Raw genomic sequence first — 14,118 nt, 5'->3', positions numbered from 1 at the left:
TCAATTACTAGTGTAGCGTTGGCATGGCAGATTCGCTGTATGAATAATGTAATTGTACGTGCTTGTTGCCACTATCACTCAATCAAGGTTTTAAGTGAATAAAAATTAAAGACTTAACATACTAGATTAAGTTCAAATATTCAGGAAAAAATTTTTAATAATGTTGAGAAAATGTAAACGCTAGTTTGATTTTTTAACCTTTACATAATATTCTGGTCAGACCACAACTATAACAACGGAAGTGAAGTCTGCTATGTACCCGAACTTACTTAAGCCTCTGGATTTAGGATTTACCCAACTACGTAATCGTGTGCTGATGGGATCGATGCACACAGGTCTTGAAGAACACAAGGAAGGACTGCATAAGCTTGCTGCATTTTATGAAGAGCGAGCCAAAGGAGGAGTAGGCCTGATTGTCACTGGCGGATTTGCGCCAAACCTTCGCGGACGTCTTGCCCCTTTTGCTGCTGAATTTAGTAAGCCAAAACATGCCAAAGCGCATAAAGTTGTTACTGAGGCTGTGCATAAGCATGGCGGTAAAATCGCATTGCAAATTCTTCACGCTGGTCGTTATGGTTACCACCCGTTTTCACAAAGCGCATCGAAAATAAAATCACCTATTTCTCCTTTTGCACCTAGTGAAATGAGCAGCCGTCAAATCTGGAAGACTATCGACGCTTATGCAAACAGTGCATCACTGGCGCAAGAAGCAGGGTATGACGGTGTTGAAATCATGGGTTCAGAAGGTTACTTCATCAACCAGTTCATCTGTAAGCGCACCAATGTTCGCTACGATGAGTGGGGTGGTAGTTATGAAAACCGTATCCGCTTGCCGTTAGAAATCGTTAAAGCAGTAAGAGCGGCTGTGGGTAAAGAGTTTATTATCATTTTCCGACTCTCGATGCTGGATCTGGTCGAGCAAGGCAGTACTTTTGAAGAAGTGGTACAGCTTGGCCAAGCGCTTGAGCAGGCTGGCGTAACGATAATCAATACTGGTATTGGTTGGCACGAAGCGAAAGTACCGACGATTGCCACTCAAGTTCCTCGCGGTGCTTTCACCTGGGTAACCGAAAAAATCCGTCCTTATCTCAATGTGCCTGTTATCACGACTAACCGAATAAATACACCGGAAGAAGCCGAGCGGATACTTTCATCAGGGCACGCTGATATGGTCTCGATGGCGAGACCTTTCTTGGCCGACCCAAACTTTATCGCGAAGGCAGAGCAAGGCAAGTCACAACTAATCAATACGTGTATAGGTTGTAACCAAGCGTGCTTGGATAATGCATTCAAAGGCAAGCGCGCCACTTGTTTGGTCAACCCTCAAGCGTGTTATGAAACGGACTTAATCGTCAAGAAGGCCGTAAATAGTAAGACCATTGCCGTTGTAGGTGCAGGGCCTGCCGGGTTAGCGTGTGCGACCATGTTGGCGGAAAAAGGCCATTCTGTGGATCTTTTCGAGAAGAGTGATCGCATTGGTGGCCAGTTCCGTTTAGCGATGCAAATCCCAGGTAAAGAAGAATTCAGAGAAACTATCCGTTACTTTGCCAACCGTATTGAAGAGACCGGCGTCAAGCTACATCTTGACACCGAAGCGACGGCTGACCTGCTACGCGAATATGATGAAGTAGTGATGGCGTCCGGTGTTCAGCCAAGAATGCCCAAGCTTGAAGGTATCGATAACCAAGATAAAGTCATCGACTATCAAACATTGATTCGCGATAAGACACCAGTAGGTGACAACGTGGCGATCATGGGAGCAGGCGGTATTGGGGTCGATGTTGCGAGCATGATTACTGAACCTCATGGTCAGACGTTAGATGACTGGTTACACGAATGGGGCATCGACAAAACCATCGAGCATCCAGGAGGTCTATTCCCATTCCCGGAAGAAGTGACCGATACCAATGTCTGGGTAATGCAGCGTAAAGAAGGCAGAGTAGGTAAAGGCCCGGGTAAAACGACAGGCTGGATCCACAAGAAAACCCTTGAAAAGAGAGGTGTACATCTTTTAGGTGGCGTGACTTATAACAAGATTGATGATCAAGGTCTGCACATTACTGTCAAAGGTGAAGAGCAGTTGATACCCGCAGATAAAGTGGTCATCTGTGCCGGGCAAGAGTCTGTAAAACCATTCGAAGACCAGTGGCAAAGCTTTGGTGAAAAATTGCATGTTATTGGTGGTGCTGACTATGCTGGTGAACTGGACGCGGTTAGAGCGATTCGCCAAGGTGTCGAATTAGCTGCCAAGCTATAGAGTAGATTGAGAACAGTTCTCACTTTTGCTGTCATGACGTTAACGTTTTGTTATAATGAGCGTTATTACAACAAACAAAAAGGGAAGTGTTATGGATGCCCTAGAACTGTTACTCAATAGGCGTTCGATTGCTCGACTATCAGAACCGGCTCCTGAAGGAGAAGCGTTAGAAAATATTATTAGAGCGGGCTTGCGTGCTCCCGATCATGCAGGACTGACTCCTTGGCAGTTTGTGCTGGCGCAAGGTGATGGCAGACAGAAACTGGCTGATATCTTAAGTGATGCTGCTGCTCAGGCGGGCAGTGAGGAGACGGTGATTGAAAAAGCTAAGAAAGCCCCTTTTCGTGCTCCTCTAGTCATCACCGTCATTGCGAAAGTGACGCAACATGACAAGGTACCCGCAATCGAGCAGCATCTTTCTGCTGGCTGTGCAGTTCAAGCAATGCAAATGGCAGCTGTGGCTCAAGGCTTCCAAGCATTTTGGCGTTCGGGAAAATGGATGTTTGATGAACACGTTCGTCAAGCGTTTGGCGTTGAGGGTGATGATCAAATCGTTGGTTTTCTCTACGTCGGTACGCCTGGATGTACACCAATGAAAGCGCCAGAGCGTGATTTAAATAAATACGTTAAGTTCCTATAACGGAATATTTAACTGGCTATTTATACAGTTTTTCTTGATTCTTAAAGGTAAGCTTAGTTAAGCTTACCTTTATTTTTTCAGATACCTGTGACCCTTCTCTATGACTCGTCTCTTTATTGCCGAAAAACCCAGCTTAGGGCGTGCTATTGCCGCCGCTTTGCCAAACCCTCAAAAAAAAGGCGAAGGATACATCCAATGTGGAAATGGTGATGTGGTCACATGGTGTATTGGTCATTTGCTTGAGCAGGTAGAGCCTGACGCCTACGACGAGCGTTATAAAAAGTGGAATCTGAATGATCTGCCTATCGTGCCAAATCAGTGGCAACTCAGACCTCGAAAAAGTGCTTCAAAACAACTCACTGCGGTAAAGAAACTTCTAAAAACGGCGACCAGTATTGTTAACGCGGGAGACCCAGATAGGGAAGGGCAACTTCTGGTTGATGAGGTGATCGACTACTGTAAGGTTCCGAAAGCCAAGAAAGATACTGCTCAGCGTTTGTTGATTAGCGATTTAAACCTTCCGGCGGTAAAAAAAGCGCTCAATTCTATGCGCATGAACCAAGAGTTTATTCCACTTTCGGTATCGGCATTAGCACGTTCACGAGCGGATTGGCTTTATGGGATGAATATGTCTCGGGCCTATACGCTTCTCGGACAAAAGGCGGGTTATCAAGGTGTGTTATCTGTTGGGCGAGTACAAACACCCGTGTTGGGATTGGTGGTTCGCCGTGATGAAGAAATCGAGAACTTTGTTCCCAAAGACTATTACACTTTACACGCCTTGATTCCATACCAAGATTCGCACGCGGCCTTTGACATTCGTGCCAAATGGAAACCAAGTGAAGCCTGCCAACCATGGCAAGATGAAGAAGGAAGAGTGCTGAATAAAAAGCTGGTGGAAAATGTCGCGAGTCGTATTCAAGGACAGCCAGCAAAAGTCACTAAGTCAGAGCATAAGTCGACAAAACAGAATGCGCCTTTACCGTACTCTTTGTCTGCTTTACAGATTGATGCGGCCAAGCGTTTTAATATGAGCGCGCAACAAGTGTTGGATGTTTGTCAGGCTCTGTACGAGAAGCACAAACTTATTACCTATCCACGTTCTGATAACCGATATCTACCTAAAGATCATTTTTACCAAGCGAATGATGTCCTAAGTGCAATAAAGAACAATAGCAGAGAGCATGCTCAGGCGGTCGATGACGCGGACAGCAGTCGTAAGTCCAAAGCGTGGAACGACAGCAAAGTGGATGCACACCACGCTATTATTCCGACACCAAAGAAAACCAGCAGTGTGCTATCTGGGTTTGAAGAGAAAATCTATGGGTTGATCGCGCGTCAGTATTTAATGCAGTTTTATCCAGCCGCGGTTTACGCCGAAGCCATGTTAGAGTTCGATATTCAAGGTGGCTGTTTCATTGCTAAAGGTAAGCGCTTGCAGCAGCCAGGGTGGCGAGTCTTATTAGGGAACTCTGCTAATGAGCAAGAGGATGGCGTAGATGCCGTTCCGCCTTTGGAAGTTGGTACCGAACTCATCTGTCGCGAAGGTGTGATCGCAGAGAAGAAAACCGAGCCACCAAGACATTTCACCGAGGCAACATTACTTCAGGCTATGACTGGGATCAGCCGATTCGTTGAAGACAAATCGCTGAAGAAAATCCTACGTGATACCGATGGTATCGGAACAGAAGCAACGCGTGCGGGTATTCTTGATACACTTTTTAAACGCAAGTTGCTTAATCGTCAGGGCAAGTCAGTTATTAGCACTTCTGCAGGAAGAGGTTTAATTCATGCGCTACCTGATGAATCGACCTATCCTGATATGACAGCCCACTGGGAGTTTCAGCTGCAAGGCATGGCTGAGAAAACGCAGTCCTATACGCCATTTATGGCTGAGCTCAATAACCGCCTTGAACAGCTTATGCAACAAGTGAAGTCAGGCCCTGTGCCGGATTCTCTCAAAAATTTGCCCAAAGTTGAGAGACCGGCATTTAAGAAACGACGTTTTAGTAAGGGAAAAAAAGCGCCTAGTAAGACCAAGAGCCGCAGCTAATATCGAACGACTAATGGCCTACCAAGGAAGTGGTTGACCGTCGAAGTTAATAAATTGGCCTGAATGGTTGGAGTTAGCGTTTTCGATGACCTTGAACAAGCCAGATGCTGATTCTGTGGTTGAGATAAGAGCATTTGGACCGCCCATCTCGGTTTGAACCCAACCCGGATGTAATGCCAGAACGGTAATACCTTCTTGGCTTAAATCGTTACTCAAACTCTTAACTACTGAGTTAAGTGCGGCTTTTGAGGAGCGATAAATGTACCCGCCACCCGATGTGTTTTCTGTCATGCTACCAACTTTAGAAGATAAGCAAGCAATTTTCCTAATCGTGGATTTTTGGATTTTGGGGTAGAGTGCTTCCACCAATTTAAGTGGAGCGATGGTGTTTATTTCCAATACCTTGCGCCATTCATCGATGTCTGTATTGCCGAAACCGTAGCCTTTGGGGCCATAATAGCCTGCATTATTGATTACAATATCGAGGTTGGGTAACTGTGCGAGAAGTTGCGGATAGGTTGGATAATCGGTGACGTCAAAGCAGTATGTAGACAGGTTTGACTCACTTACCTCCAGAGACAGCAGCTCCTTAGCGCTGCATGCACTGCGATAAGTGGCGTGTACTTGGTAGCCAGATTGAAGGTATCTTTTGGTAAGAGCAAGACCAATACCTCGATTTGCCCCTGTAATGAATACGGTTTTCATATGTGCTCCCTAACGATAAGATGCTCCCATTATAAATGAAATCTAGAGCGTCTGATGCACAACAACGTTGTTCCTTTGATTTATCACCCTATCTATTCTGATTTACCATTGCCAGAAGGACATCGTTATCCTATCAACAAATACCGTTTGCTGTATGAAGAGGTTGAGCGAAAGTACTTACGCTTGGCCGAATCTCCTTTTGTCATAAAAACACCTAGCCCGTTGAAGGTAGAGCAAGTGCAGCAGGTTCACTGTAAAGACTATGTAGAGGGTTTGGTCACAGGAAGCTTACCTGCAGCGAAGATAAGAAGAATAGGCTTTCCTTGGACAGAGCAGCTTATTCAACGAACACTGATCTCAGCTGGTGGGACGTGTTTAGCAGCACAACAAGCGATGGAGTATGGTTTAGCGATTCACTTAAGTGGCGGTTATCATCACGCCCATTACGATTTTGGTAGTGGTTTCTGCTTGTTCAATGACCTTATTATCGCCGCGCAAAATGCAATAGAGCATGGGATAGAGAAAGTACTGATTGTTGATAGTGATGTACATCATGGCGATGGAAGTGCGACCCTTGCCGCAGGTACTGATCAAATAGTGACTCTATCACTTCATTGCGAAAAGAACTTTCCCGCGAGAAAGCCGTTATCTGATATGGATGTGCCTTTAAGTCGAGGTGCGAGTGACAAAGAGTTCTTGGCAAGCTTCAAGCAGGTGGTTGAACTAGCAATACGACTGCATCAACCCGATCTGATTATTTATGACGCGGGTGTAGATATTCACGAGGACGATGAACTAGGCTATCTACAAGTGACCTTGGACGGAGTATGCCAGCGTGATTTATGGATGCTGGACTACTGTCGAAATAAAGGTATCCCTGTCGCTTGTGTCGTTGGTGGTGGTTATCGAACAGAGCATAGCGATTTAATTCCTATTCACATGTCACTTATCGATGCGGCATACCAGCAAAGGAGCGGCAAATGAAGCACAGAATAAGAGCGGCAGGTATCGCGTTACAAAATAATAAGATACTAATGCTTCGTGTGCGCGACCAATACTCAGGAGAATACTGGATTCCACCGGGTGGTGGCCTTGAGGATTCGGATGTGTCTTCCAAGCAAGCGTTAGTGCGAGAGTTTCGTGAAGAGACTGGGCTTGATGTGACCGTCGGGCCGTTATTGTGTGTACGGGAGTTTCATGAGACCTCATCCGATCGCTACCACGTTGAGTTGTTTTATTTAGTTGAGTCATGGAGAGGAGAGCTTTCTCTAGTTAACCTAGAGGGACTTAATGACTCTGAGTACATTCAACAAGTAGCTTGGGTTGATGTTGAAGATCTCAATCAATACAAAGTCTTTCCAGCTGACATTGTGTCTACGGTACTTCCACTGATTCAAGCCAAGCAGTTTGCGACCCATTTAGGAAGTTATGTCCAAGGAGAGAATGACGATGTGAACCACCTAGATTAACGGCAATAACCTCTGTATGATGCACGACCAACACAGAACCAATGAGTACCTGCGATGAACCGTAAGAAAAAAATCAACCAGATTCATAAAGCGCGAATGAAAAAAGCGAACGCTAAAAAGAATGGCGCAGGGAAGAATAAACCGCGTTACATATCTAAAGCCGAACGTGCGAAGATGGAAGCGGAGCAAGAAGCACAAAATAATAATGAAATGTTAGATGCGCCTGAACAGGCAACATCATAATGTTTAGCAAGTCTGGTTGAGCAGTTTAAAACCGCTCAACCCCAACCATATCAATTAATTCAACTCTAGCTTCAACTCAAATACTGCGTAGTGCAAAAAGTATCACCAGAAACTCTTAAGCCAAGATTCCTTAAATAAGACACACAACATTATGTGTGCGTTTTTAGAAATAGGAATCATCAATCGACCTGCATATTTTATTAATACTAGCTGTACGCCATGAGTCCGGTATAAACCATCACGTCTTTATAGGTGTAGATAAGCATACTGCGGATATTTGGGAAGTGTCGTTAACTAAATATATAGAAAGGCTAAATGCAAAAAAGCCGCTACTTAGTAGCGGCTTTTTCTTAATGTGGCGGAGAGATAGGGATTTGAACCCTAGATACGCTATTAACGTATGCCGGTTTTCAAGACCGGTGCTTTCAACCACTCAGCCATCTCTCCGTTGTTGATGCGCATAATAATAGGCATCTTACTGTTTGTAAACCCTTATTTTAACTGTTTGCTGCAATTATAAGCGCTTGAATTAAAAAATAGGTTTGGGTGTCTATAAACTAAACATTTCTTTAGTAAAAAGCCCCTAGCTTTCACTAGGGGCTTGAATATGGTCGGACTGACTGGATTTGAACCAGCGACCCCCGACACCCCATGACGGTGCGCTACCAAGCTGCGCTACAGTCCGATGGGATTAATCTAAACCAGAGGATTTTCTAGGTCAAGAGTCCAGAGTTATTAAATCCTTGATTTACTGACTTTTTGCGTAGAAACGTTGTAGTTCTGTGAAGCCTTGCATCAGTATCGGCAGCTTCGGATTCTTATCGTCGAGTTTGCGATAGTTGTGATCGTATAAGCTGTAGTTACCAAATTTATCGACAACAGTAGTATCTGTCGGCGTAATTAATGCAAGCTCTCTCGTGTCCCCTGCAATAATCCATTTGCGTTTACGTTCATCAAACAAGTTACGACCGCTGCTGTAGTTTTTCACACTCGTGGAGACGCCACTTAGGTCTTGCATAATGGTTGCTGAGAGATCAAGGTGACTCGTCATATGGGTATAATCTGCAGCCAGTTTTCCAGGCCAATGAACCACCATAGGTACGCGGAGTTGATATTGACTGTAGTTGGTATTAGAGCCCCAACTGCGCGTCTTTGTTTCGTTGAATTCAGTGCCATGATTAGACGTAAGAATAATCAAGGTGTTGTTCATCAACCCTTGGTCAGCGATTGTTTGCAATATTTTAGCAAACTCACCATCCGCTGCTGTCGCTGCAGCAGAATAAGCAGCAATAAACTGCTGTTCCGGCGATAGGTCAGTGCCTTGTGGTTGATAAGCGTCGAAGTTATCAACGGTGGTAAGTTCTATGTAGCTGAACCAAGGTTTTCCAGTCCCTGATTCAATATCAGCTTGCCAACGTTTAATGGCAGTGAGGTCAGAGACGATAGGTGGGTTCGTTTCACCTTCTTGCTGAACGGTTAGATCTACCATAGGGAATTTGCGGAATATGGTATCTCTATAGATATCATCTTCAAAATTATCACCACTATAGAGTTTGAAGCTGTAGCCTTGGTCGCGAAGGATTGACATAAACAGAGGCGCAGTCCCTTGAGCTTTGATGCTACTTGCATAGCTGCTTGGCAGACCATACATCAAACCAAATACACCAAAGTCATCGTTACTAGAACTATAGTGATTAGTGAAATTTTGGTTGTTTAGCGCGAAGCCATAACTGACTGGCATGGTGTCCGCAGTTAACATATCACTGCGTAAGTTATTAATGCTTACGACAAGTACGTTTAAATTTTCTGAGCGACGATTGAACTCTATCTCTGTTAATGGGTAGCTAACAAGGTCAACCGCACCTTCATTCTCTTTCAATTTTTGAAGGTATTCTTCTCTATCCAATAGACCATGCTTTTCCATGAATGACTTAGCTGTCATTGGGTAAGAAAGCGGGAAGTTCGCTTTTTGAATGGTAATTGGGTTATAGAAATAAGCATCAGCCCAGATAAAGATCAGATGGCTAGAAATAAAGCATAAGAAGAACACCGCCGTGAGTGGGCGTCCAACATGTTTGTGGGAAAGTTTGCGTTGTTTCTTCCAAACCCACTCTGAAAGTGCCAACTGCGCTAGGAATATTGGCGGCAGCACAATAAATAGATGTTGTAGGTCCGAACTTACCGGGCTACTTTCGTCATTGAACAGTAGTTCCCATACCACCGGGGAAAGGTGTAAGTTAATTGATTGGTAAGCTTGGGTATCAATAAGTAGGACAGTGAGTCCGAACGTTGCGAAACAAACGGCAAGCAGCCTAAACAGCTTGCGCGAGGGAACAATAAACGTTAGCGGAAATAGCACTAAAAGGTACAAGGCAAATACTAAAAAGCCAAAATGCCCAATCCACGAGGTCAGCAGATAGATCTGCCCCAACAGTGTATCTGGCCATGGTGACGCGGCGATATAACGCGTGCCAACCAACATAGCTGCGATAATATTGAAGAACGCAAACCAGTGTCCCCAACCAACTAGTCGTGAGACTCGTTCACCATATGAATTTTCGCTATCTACCATCTGCCGTTATTTCTGTCCGTAGTTGATTAGTGTTGGTCTTTAGTTTCTAGAGAAGAAATCAGAGCCTTAGAGAATTTTTCCGCAATTGCTTGGCGTTGTGAAGGAGCAACGTTCTGATTTAAGACATTGGTTGCGATATTGCCTGCAATCATAAGTGAAAGTTCTGCACTTGCGCCATGCTTATCAAGCACTGCTGCAACTTCAGAAAGGATATCTTCAACTTGTTGATCGGTATATTTAGATGTAATTGGCATAAAGACTCTGCTAATGATAATGAAAGCGGCTTATGATACCCTACTCTGCATCACAAACGAAACAGCAACGATAATAATTTCACTATGAGTTTGAACCTATCTAACGTTATTTTACACCAGTTGGCGATAAATGAGCAGGAAGAACTGGTTGTTCATTACCGTGAGGCCCTTTTACCAAACGATAATTCAACCGAAAGCCTTGTTGCTGAGCTTCATCGCGTATTTAATTCGAAAGCAGGAAAAGGATTTGGTTCCTTTACTCAAGAAAGTGACTTCCAAGTTTGGTTGGGTGAGCTGCTAAAAGGTGAGAAAGACTTTTACGCATTCTCGCAAGACAGCGCCGAGCGACTAAAAACTGAGTTGGCTAAATACCCATTTGCTGAAGCGGGCACTTTGGTAATGGCACAGTATCAGTCTTTAGCAACCGACTATTTGTTCATCGGTTTGTTGCCTTCTTACAATAGCTTGCAAATCACAGAAGGATTGAACATCGGTTCAATTGATTATCTCGATATCGCTAAAATGGACATTGCTGCACGTATTGACCTAACCAGCTATGACTTAGATAAAAGCTCTAACCGTTATCTTACCTACATCAAAGGTAGGGTAGGTCGCAAAGTAGCAGACTTCTTCCTCGACTTTTTGCAGGCACAGGTGGGGCTGGACACTAAACAGCAAAATACCATTTTGATGCAAGCGGTAGAGGATTATTGTGCGGATGCTCAGCTTGATAAAGATGAAACCGTTAGTTACAAGAAACAGGTCTTTGATTACTGCAGTGATCAGTTGAAGACTGGTGATGAAGTTCAAATAAAAGAACTGTCCGGAGAGCTACCTAGTAATGAAGGCTCGAGCTTTTTAGATTACACTCAAGAACAAGGCTATGATCTTGAAGACAGTTTTCCAGCAGATCGCTCCACAGTTCGCAAGCTAACAAAATTTGTTGGTGCGGGTGGTGGACTGAACTTAAGCTTTGATAGTCTATTACTGGGTGAGCGCGTATTTTACGATCCAGAAACTGATACATTGACGATCAAGGGAACTCCTCCTAATCTCAGAGACCAGTTGACTCGGAACCGATAAAATAATGAAAGCGCTGCCTTGTGTAGCGCTTTTTAGATCGCAAGAACCAAGGAAGGGGAACGGTTGTTGAATTCTTATAAACGTCTTTTTACTGTCGTTGCCATCATTGGCATGATGTGGGCGCTGGCCATTTCGGCTGTCGTTTATCTGACTTCTAAAGAAGATCAAACTAACCATTTAATGGATGAGATATCCATTAGCATCAATAAGCTGCAGCAGACTCTCTTCCTCCCTCAACCTTATCGCTCCAAGTTTTCGGAACAGATAGAGCTTGATATTCAGTTGATACACGCGCAAACGATTCAATTAAAATCCCTGACAAGCTCAGATCTACTTTCCGACGTATCACACACTGTATATTTGCTCGAACGATTTGTTGAGCAAGCGGAACTGCTTGCAACTGATGAAACTCGACTTGATGAGTTTATCGCGCGAGTCAGCGAGCAAACGCCAACATTTAGTGCAAGTGCAAAAGCGCTAAGTAATCAATTGTCTTATGTAGTATTGGACACATTGTTTAATGAATCTATCGAGCCAAGACAAGTCTATCTGCGTCTAGAAGAAATTCAGCGTGCGGCGTATCAACTACCAGAAGAGGATAGGTTGGAGCTATTAGCTCTGAACTCTCAAGCATCGGTTCTACTCTCACAATCTGCGAATACTGAGTTCCTAGTCGAACGAGTTGTAAATCACCCGGTGATGCGTGAGCTTTCTCAAAGAACGGATCAATCTAAGCTTATCGTTAATCATCAAATATTAATGATAGTAGTGCTTAGTATTGTCGCGATGGCTCTAATCATCCTAACTGCGATTCGGACCATGCGTGTTGCTCAGGATAGTCAATTGCAGCCAACTACCCAGTCATTCGCGACGGAAAGTTCGGTTGAGCAGGAGCAGCACATCTCAGAGCCTGAATTAGCACTCGCTGTGGAAATTGAATCGCAAGCCGTGCCTAATCAACTCAAAACCGCGCCGAATGTGGAGACTGAGGTAGAAACTGAACAGCAAGCTCCAGCTCAAAGGCGGGAGAGTTCCGAGGCGATAGATTTCTCAAAGATGTTGAACACTCTTGACGGTGACCGAGAGTCTATGTTGTTGCTGTTGGGAGTATTTGTTTCAGAGCACGCGCAAGACGCAGAAAGATTACAACAACATTTAACCGACGACATTGAACAAGCCACGCGAATTGCTCATACGTTGAAAGGCGTTTCTGGAAGTATTTTTGCTGATGAACTTCGCAATGTTGCGACAGTAGCGGAAAAAAGCTTGAAAGAGAGTCAAACGCTATCTCAAACCGTGCTCGCTGAGCTGGATAATAATTTACAGCAAGCGATAGTGTCAGCGCAGGCCTACATTGCGCAATCGACGACCTAGCACTTTGAATTAGCGAAAACAGCCTAAGGCTTTCACGCATTTAGGTTTAAGGCTGAACGTGCACCAAGAAAAGAGTTTGTCAAAATCACTCAAAAATACTGACACTTAGCGAGAACTTTGTGTTTTATAAGTATAATGAATGTGTTGTACATTTATTCACGATCAGAGGCTTTTTTGATGAACGCATTGCGCGCCACTCGCAATTTTCTTTTGCTACTGCTCATGGTAGCTCTCTCAGGCTGCTCACTTCTCGAGGTACAGCTCGATAGTCAAACGACCCCGCTGACGAAGCAAGAATTGAATATGCGCTTGATGACGCGAGAATACAGTCGTGAGTTTTTTAGCCAAGTTGAATCAACAGCGGACTCACTTGCAGCTCAGTATCCTGAAAATGACGTGATGAACCAATCGTACGTGTTACTTTGGAAAATCCATGCCGAAGAGGGTCTACAGCAAGCTGCTTATCAAGTTTCGCCAACTGCGGGTTTGATCGATTCGTGGGTGTTTACGATCCAGATGAATAACTTTTTCAACCAAGGCAATGGTCAAGCTCTGTTTACAAGTGATGATGCTAAACAAGTGTCTCAGCAGCTTAGCAACGAAATTGATAAGTTAGCAAAATCCTTGTTCAAAGGTGATAACTACGCTACTAGCAAAGAGTTTGTCGAGAAATTCGCTGCATTACACCCTTTTGAAAATCTAACTTTTTCCAGAACACCGGCTTATCGTGAGTGGTTAAAAGCGCAGGGGATCGACGAAAGTGAAGTTACAACAACGCTTGGAACCATGCCAGAAGCTCTATCGGATGTCTCGGATCGTTTATCTCTTATGTCGGAACAAACACCAAAGCTAATGACGTGGAAAGCGCAGCTGATTGCTTTAAACAGCAACGTAAATGGTGATGATATTCGAGGAGCTATCCAAAGTTTCCAATTGAGTGCAGACGCGTTTCAGGACTTCGTTAACAATAATCCCGAATACATGAGAGACCTTGCGCAGAAGATGGCGATTGAATTGCAGCCACTACTCAATGATCTGGATGCCAAGACTCAAGATAAGTTGACGCAGCTAAGCGCGGAAAGACAAGCCCTTGACGACATGGTGGCGAGAGAGCGTGAAGAGCTGATTAAAATGGTTGAGCGTGAACGTAAGGAAATCGCGCTTATCGTAAATCAAGAGCGAGAATTGTTTGCTCAGGACCTCGACAAGATTTCTCAAGATGTCGTAACGTTAGCTGTAGAAAAACTTATCCAACTGATTAAAAGCACTATTGTTTACTTTATCTTGTTTATTTTGGTGATCTTTTTTGCACCTCTTGGACTTGGCTACATCCTTGGTAAGAAGGTTCAAGCAAGAAAAGAGAGTAAAACAAGCGCATAAATTTATAGAAGCCCCGTATTGGGGCTTTTTTTACAACTTAATCTTCTCAAATTAGCAAAACTGGTAGGGTTAGTTAAAAAAAGACACA

At 44.2% G+C, this 14,118-nt stretch carries 12 protein-coding genes and 2 tRNA genes; 9 read left to right on the top strand and 5 right to left on the bottom strand.

Features of this window, described 5'->3' with window-relative positions; genetic code table 11:
- Positions 1–253 precede the first annotated feature (253 nt).
- From VME0621_RS08345 to VME0621_RS08335, 3 genes are all read left to right on the top strand, one after another.
- Positions 254–2,257 (top strand): NADPH-dependent 2,4-dienoyl-CoA reductase, encoded by a 2,004-nt coding sequence (locus VME0621_RS08345; RefSeq protein ID WP_062457826.1) that lies wholly within the window; start codon positions 254–256, stop codon positions 2,255–2,257.
- 91 nt (positions 2,258–2,348) lie between these two features.
- Complete coding sequence (locus VME0621_RS08340) at positions 2,349–2,897, top strand: NAD(P)H nitroreductase (RefSeq protein ID WP_062457822.1); 549 nt, start codon at positions 2,349–2,351, stop codon at positions 2,895–2,897.
- 100 nt (positions 2,898–2,997) lie between these two features.
- On the top strand, positions 2,998–4,950 hold the full coding sequence (locus VME0621_RS08335) for a DNA topoisomerase III (RefSeq protein WP_062457819.1): 1,953 nt from the start codon (positions 2,998–3,000) through the stop codon (positions 4,948–4,950).
- Positions 4,951–4,968: 18 nt separating this feature from the next.
- Here VME0621_RS08335 and VME0621_RS08330 read toward each other — a convergent pair whose 3' ends face one another.
- Positions 4,969–5,655, bottom strand: a complete 687-nt coding sequence (locus VME0621_RS08330; protein ID WP_062457816.1) for an SDR family oxidoreductase — start codon at positions 5,653–5,655, stop codon at positions 4,969–4,971.
- Between the two features lie 54 nt (positions 5,656–5,709).
- Here VME0621_RS08330 and VME0621_RS08325 point away from each other — a divergent pair, with 54 nt between their 5' ends.
- The 3 genes from VME0621_RS08325 to VME0621_RS08315 are packed head-to-tail and all read left to right on the top strand — an operon-like array spanning position 5,710 to position 7,367.
- The gene (locus tag VME0621_RS08325; protein ID WP_062457814.1) at positions 5,710–6,639 is read left to right on the top strand and encodes a histone deacetylase family protein; all 930 of its coding nucleotides are present in this window, start codon (positions 5,710–5,712) and stop codon (positions 6,637–6,639) included.
- Positions 6,636–7,124, top strand: coding sequence for an NUDIX domain-containing protein (locus VME0621_RS08320; RefSeq protein ID WP_006070057.1), 489 nt, complete (start codon positions 6,636–6,638; stop codon positions 7,122–7,124). Before VME0621_RS08325 ends, VME0621_RS08320 begins: the two co-directional genes overlap by 4 nt.
- Before the next feature lie 54 nt (positions 7,125–7,178).
- Positions 7,179–7,367 carry a DUF2986 domain-containing protein gene (locus VME0621_RS08315; RefSeq protein ID WP_038229479.1) on the top strand — a complete coding sequence of 63 codons (189 nt, stop codon included), beginning with the start codon at positions 7,179–7,181 and terminating at the stop codon, positions 7,365–7,367.
- 356 nt (positions 7,368–7,723) lie between these two features.
- Here VME0621_RS08315 and VME0621_RS08310 read toward each other — a convergent pair.
- From VME0621_RS08310 to VME0621_RS08295, 4 genes are all read right to left on the bottom strand, one after another.
- Positions 7,724–7,814: transfer RNA gene (locus VME0621_RS08310), tRNA-Ser, on the bottom strand.
- Positions 7,815–7,975: 161 nt separating this feature from the next.
- Positions 7,976–8,052 (bottom strand) — tRNA-Pro (locus VME0621_RS08305).
- 63 nt (positions 8,053–8,115) lie between these two features.
- Entirely contained in the window at positions 8,116–9,939 is a 1,824-nt protein-coding gene (locus tag VME0621_RS08300; RefSeq protein WP_062457811.1) for a DUF3413 domain-containing protein, read from the bottom strand.
- Between the two features lie 26 nt (positions 9,940–9,965).
- Complete coding sequence (locus VME0621_RS08295; protein WP_006070060.1) at positions 9,966–10,193, bottom strand: YejL family protein; 228 nt, start codon at positions 10,191–10,193, stop codon at positions 9,966–9,968.
- An 84-nt stretch (positions 10,194–10,277) separates the two neighbouring features.
- Here VME0621_RS08295 and yejK point away from each other — a divergent pair, with 84 nt between their 5' ends.
- The 3 genes from yejK (at position 10,278) to VME0621_RS08280 (ending at position 14,030) form a co-directional block, all read left to right on the top strand.
- A complete protein-coding gene (gene yejK / locus VME0621_RS08290) occupies positions 10,278–11,276 on the top strand; it encodes a nucleoid-associated protein YejK (protein ID WP_062457808.1) in 999 nt (332 codons plus the stop codon).
- A gap of 66 nt (positions 11,277–11,342) precedes the next feature.
- Complete coding sequence (locus tag VME0621_RS08285) at positions 11,343–12,650, top strand: Hpt domain-containing protein (RefSeq protein WP_143696315.1); 1,308 nt, start codon at positions 11,343–11,345, stop codon at positions 12,648–12,650.
- 177 nt (positions 12,651–12,827) lie between these two features.
- Complete coding sequence (locus VME0621_RS08280; protein WP_038229482.1) at positions 12,828–14,030, top strand: chemotaxis protein; 1,203 nt, start codon at positions 12,828–12,830, stop codon at positions 14,028–14,030.
- Positions 14,031–14,118 lie beyond the last annotated feature (88 nt).

It is taken from the genome of Vibrio mediterranei, from assembly GCF_900088415.1.
Lineage (GTDB): Bacteria > Pseudomonadota > Gammaproteobacteria > Enterobacterales > Vibrionaceae > Vibrio > Vibrio mediterranei.
The sequence above is the reverse complement of the archived record's forward strand: the minus strand, read 5'-3'. Positions and strand labels throughout refer to the sequence as shown.

Coding starts and splice junctions, on each gene's coding strand:
- VME0621_RS08345 (WP_062457826.1), top strand. CDS start 254: ATGTACCCGAACTTACTTAAGCCTCTGGATTTAGGATTTACCCAACTA.
- VME0621_RS08315 (WP_038229479.1), top strand. CDS start 7,179: ATGAACCGTAAGAAAAAAATCAACCAGATTCATAAAGCGCGAATGAAA.
- VME0621_RS08330 (WP_062457816.1), bottom strand. CDS start 5,655: ATGAAAACCGTATTCATTACAGGGGCAAATCGAGGTATTGGTCTTGCT.
- VME0621_RS08335 (WP_062457819.1), top strand. CDS start 2,998: ATGACTCGTCTCTTTATTGCCGAAAAACCCAGCTTAGGGCGTGCTATT.
- VME0621_RS08320 (WP_006070057.1), top strand. CDS start 6,636: ATGAAGCACAGAATAAGAGCGGCAGGTATCGCGTTACAAAATAATAAG.
- VME0621_RS08300 (WP_062457811.1), bottom strand. CDS start 9,939: ATGGTAGATAGCGAAAATTCATATGGTGAACGAGTCTCACGACTAGTT.
- VME0621_RS08325 (WP_062457814.1), top strand. CDS start 5,710: ATGCACAACAACGTTGTTCCTTTGATTTATCACCCTATCTATTCTGAT.
- VME0621_RS08295 (WP_006070060.1), bottom strand. CDS start 10,193: ATGCCAATTACATCTAAATATACCGATCAACAAGTTGAAGATATCCTT.
- VME0621_RS08340 (WP_062457822.1), top strand. CDS start 2,349: ATGGATGCCCTAGAACTGTTACTCAATAGGCGTTCGATTGCTCGACTA.
- yejK (WP_062457808.1), top strand. CDS start 10,278: ATGAGTTTGAACCTATCTAACGTTATTTTACACCAGTTGGCGATAAAT.
- VME0621_RS08280 (WP_038229482.1), top strand. CDS start 12,828: ATGAACGCATTGCGCGCCACTCGCAATTTTCTTTTGCTACTGCTCATG.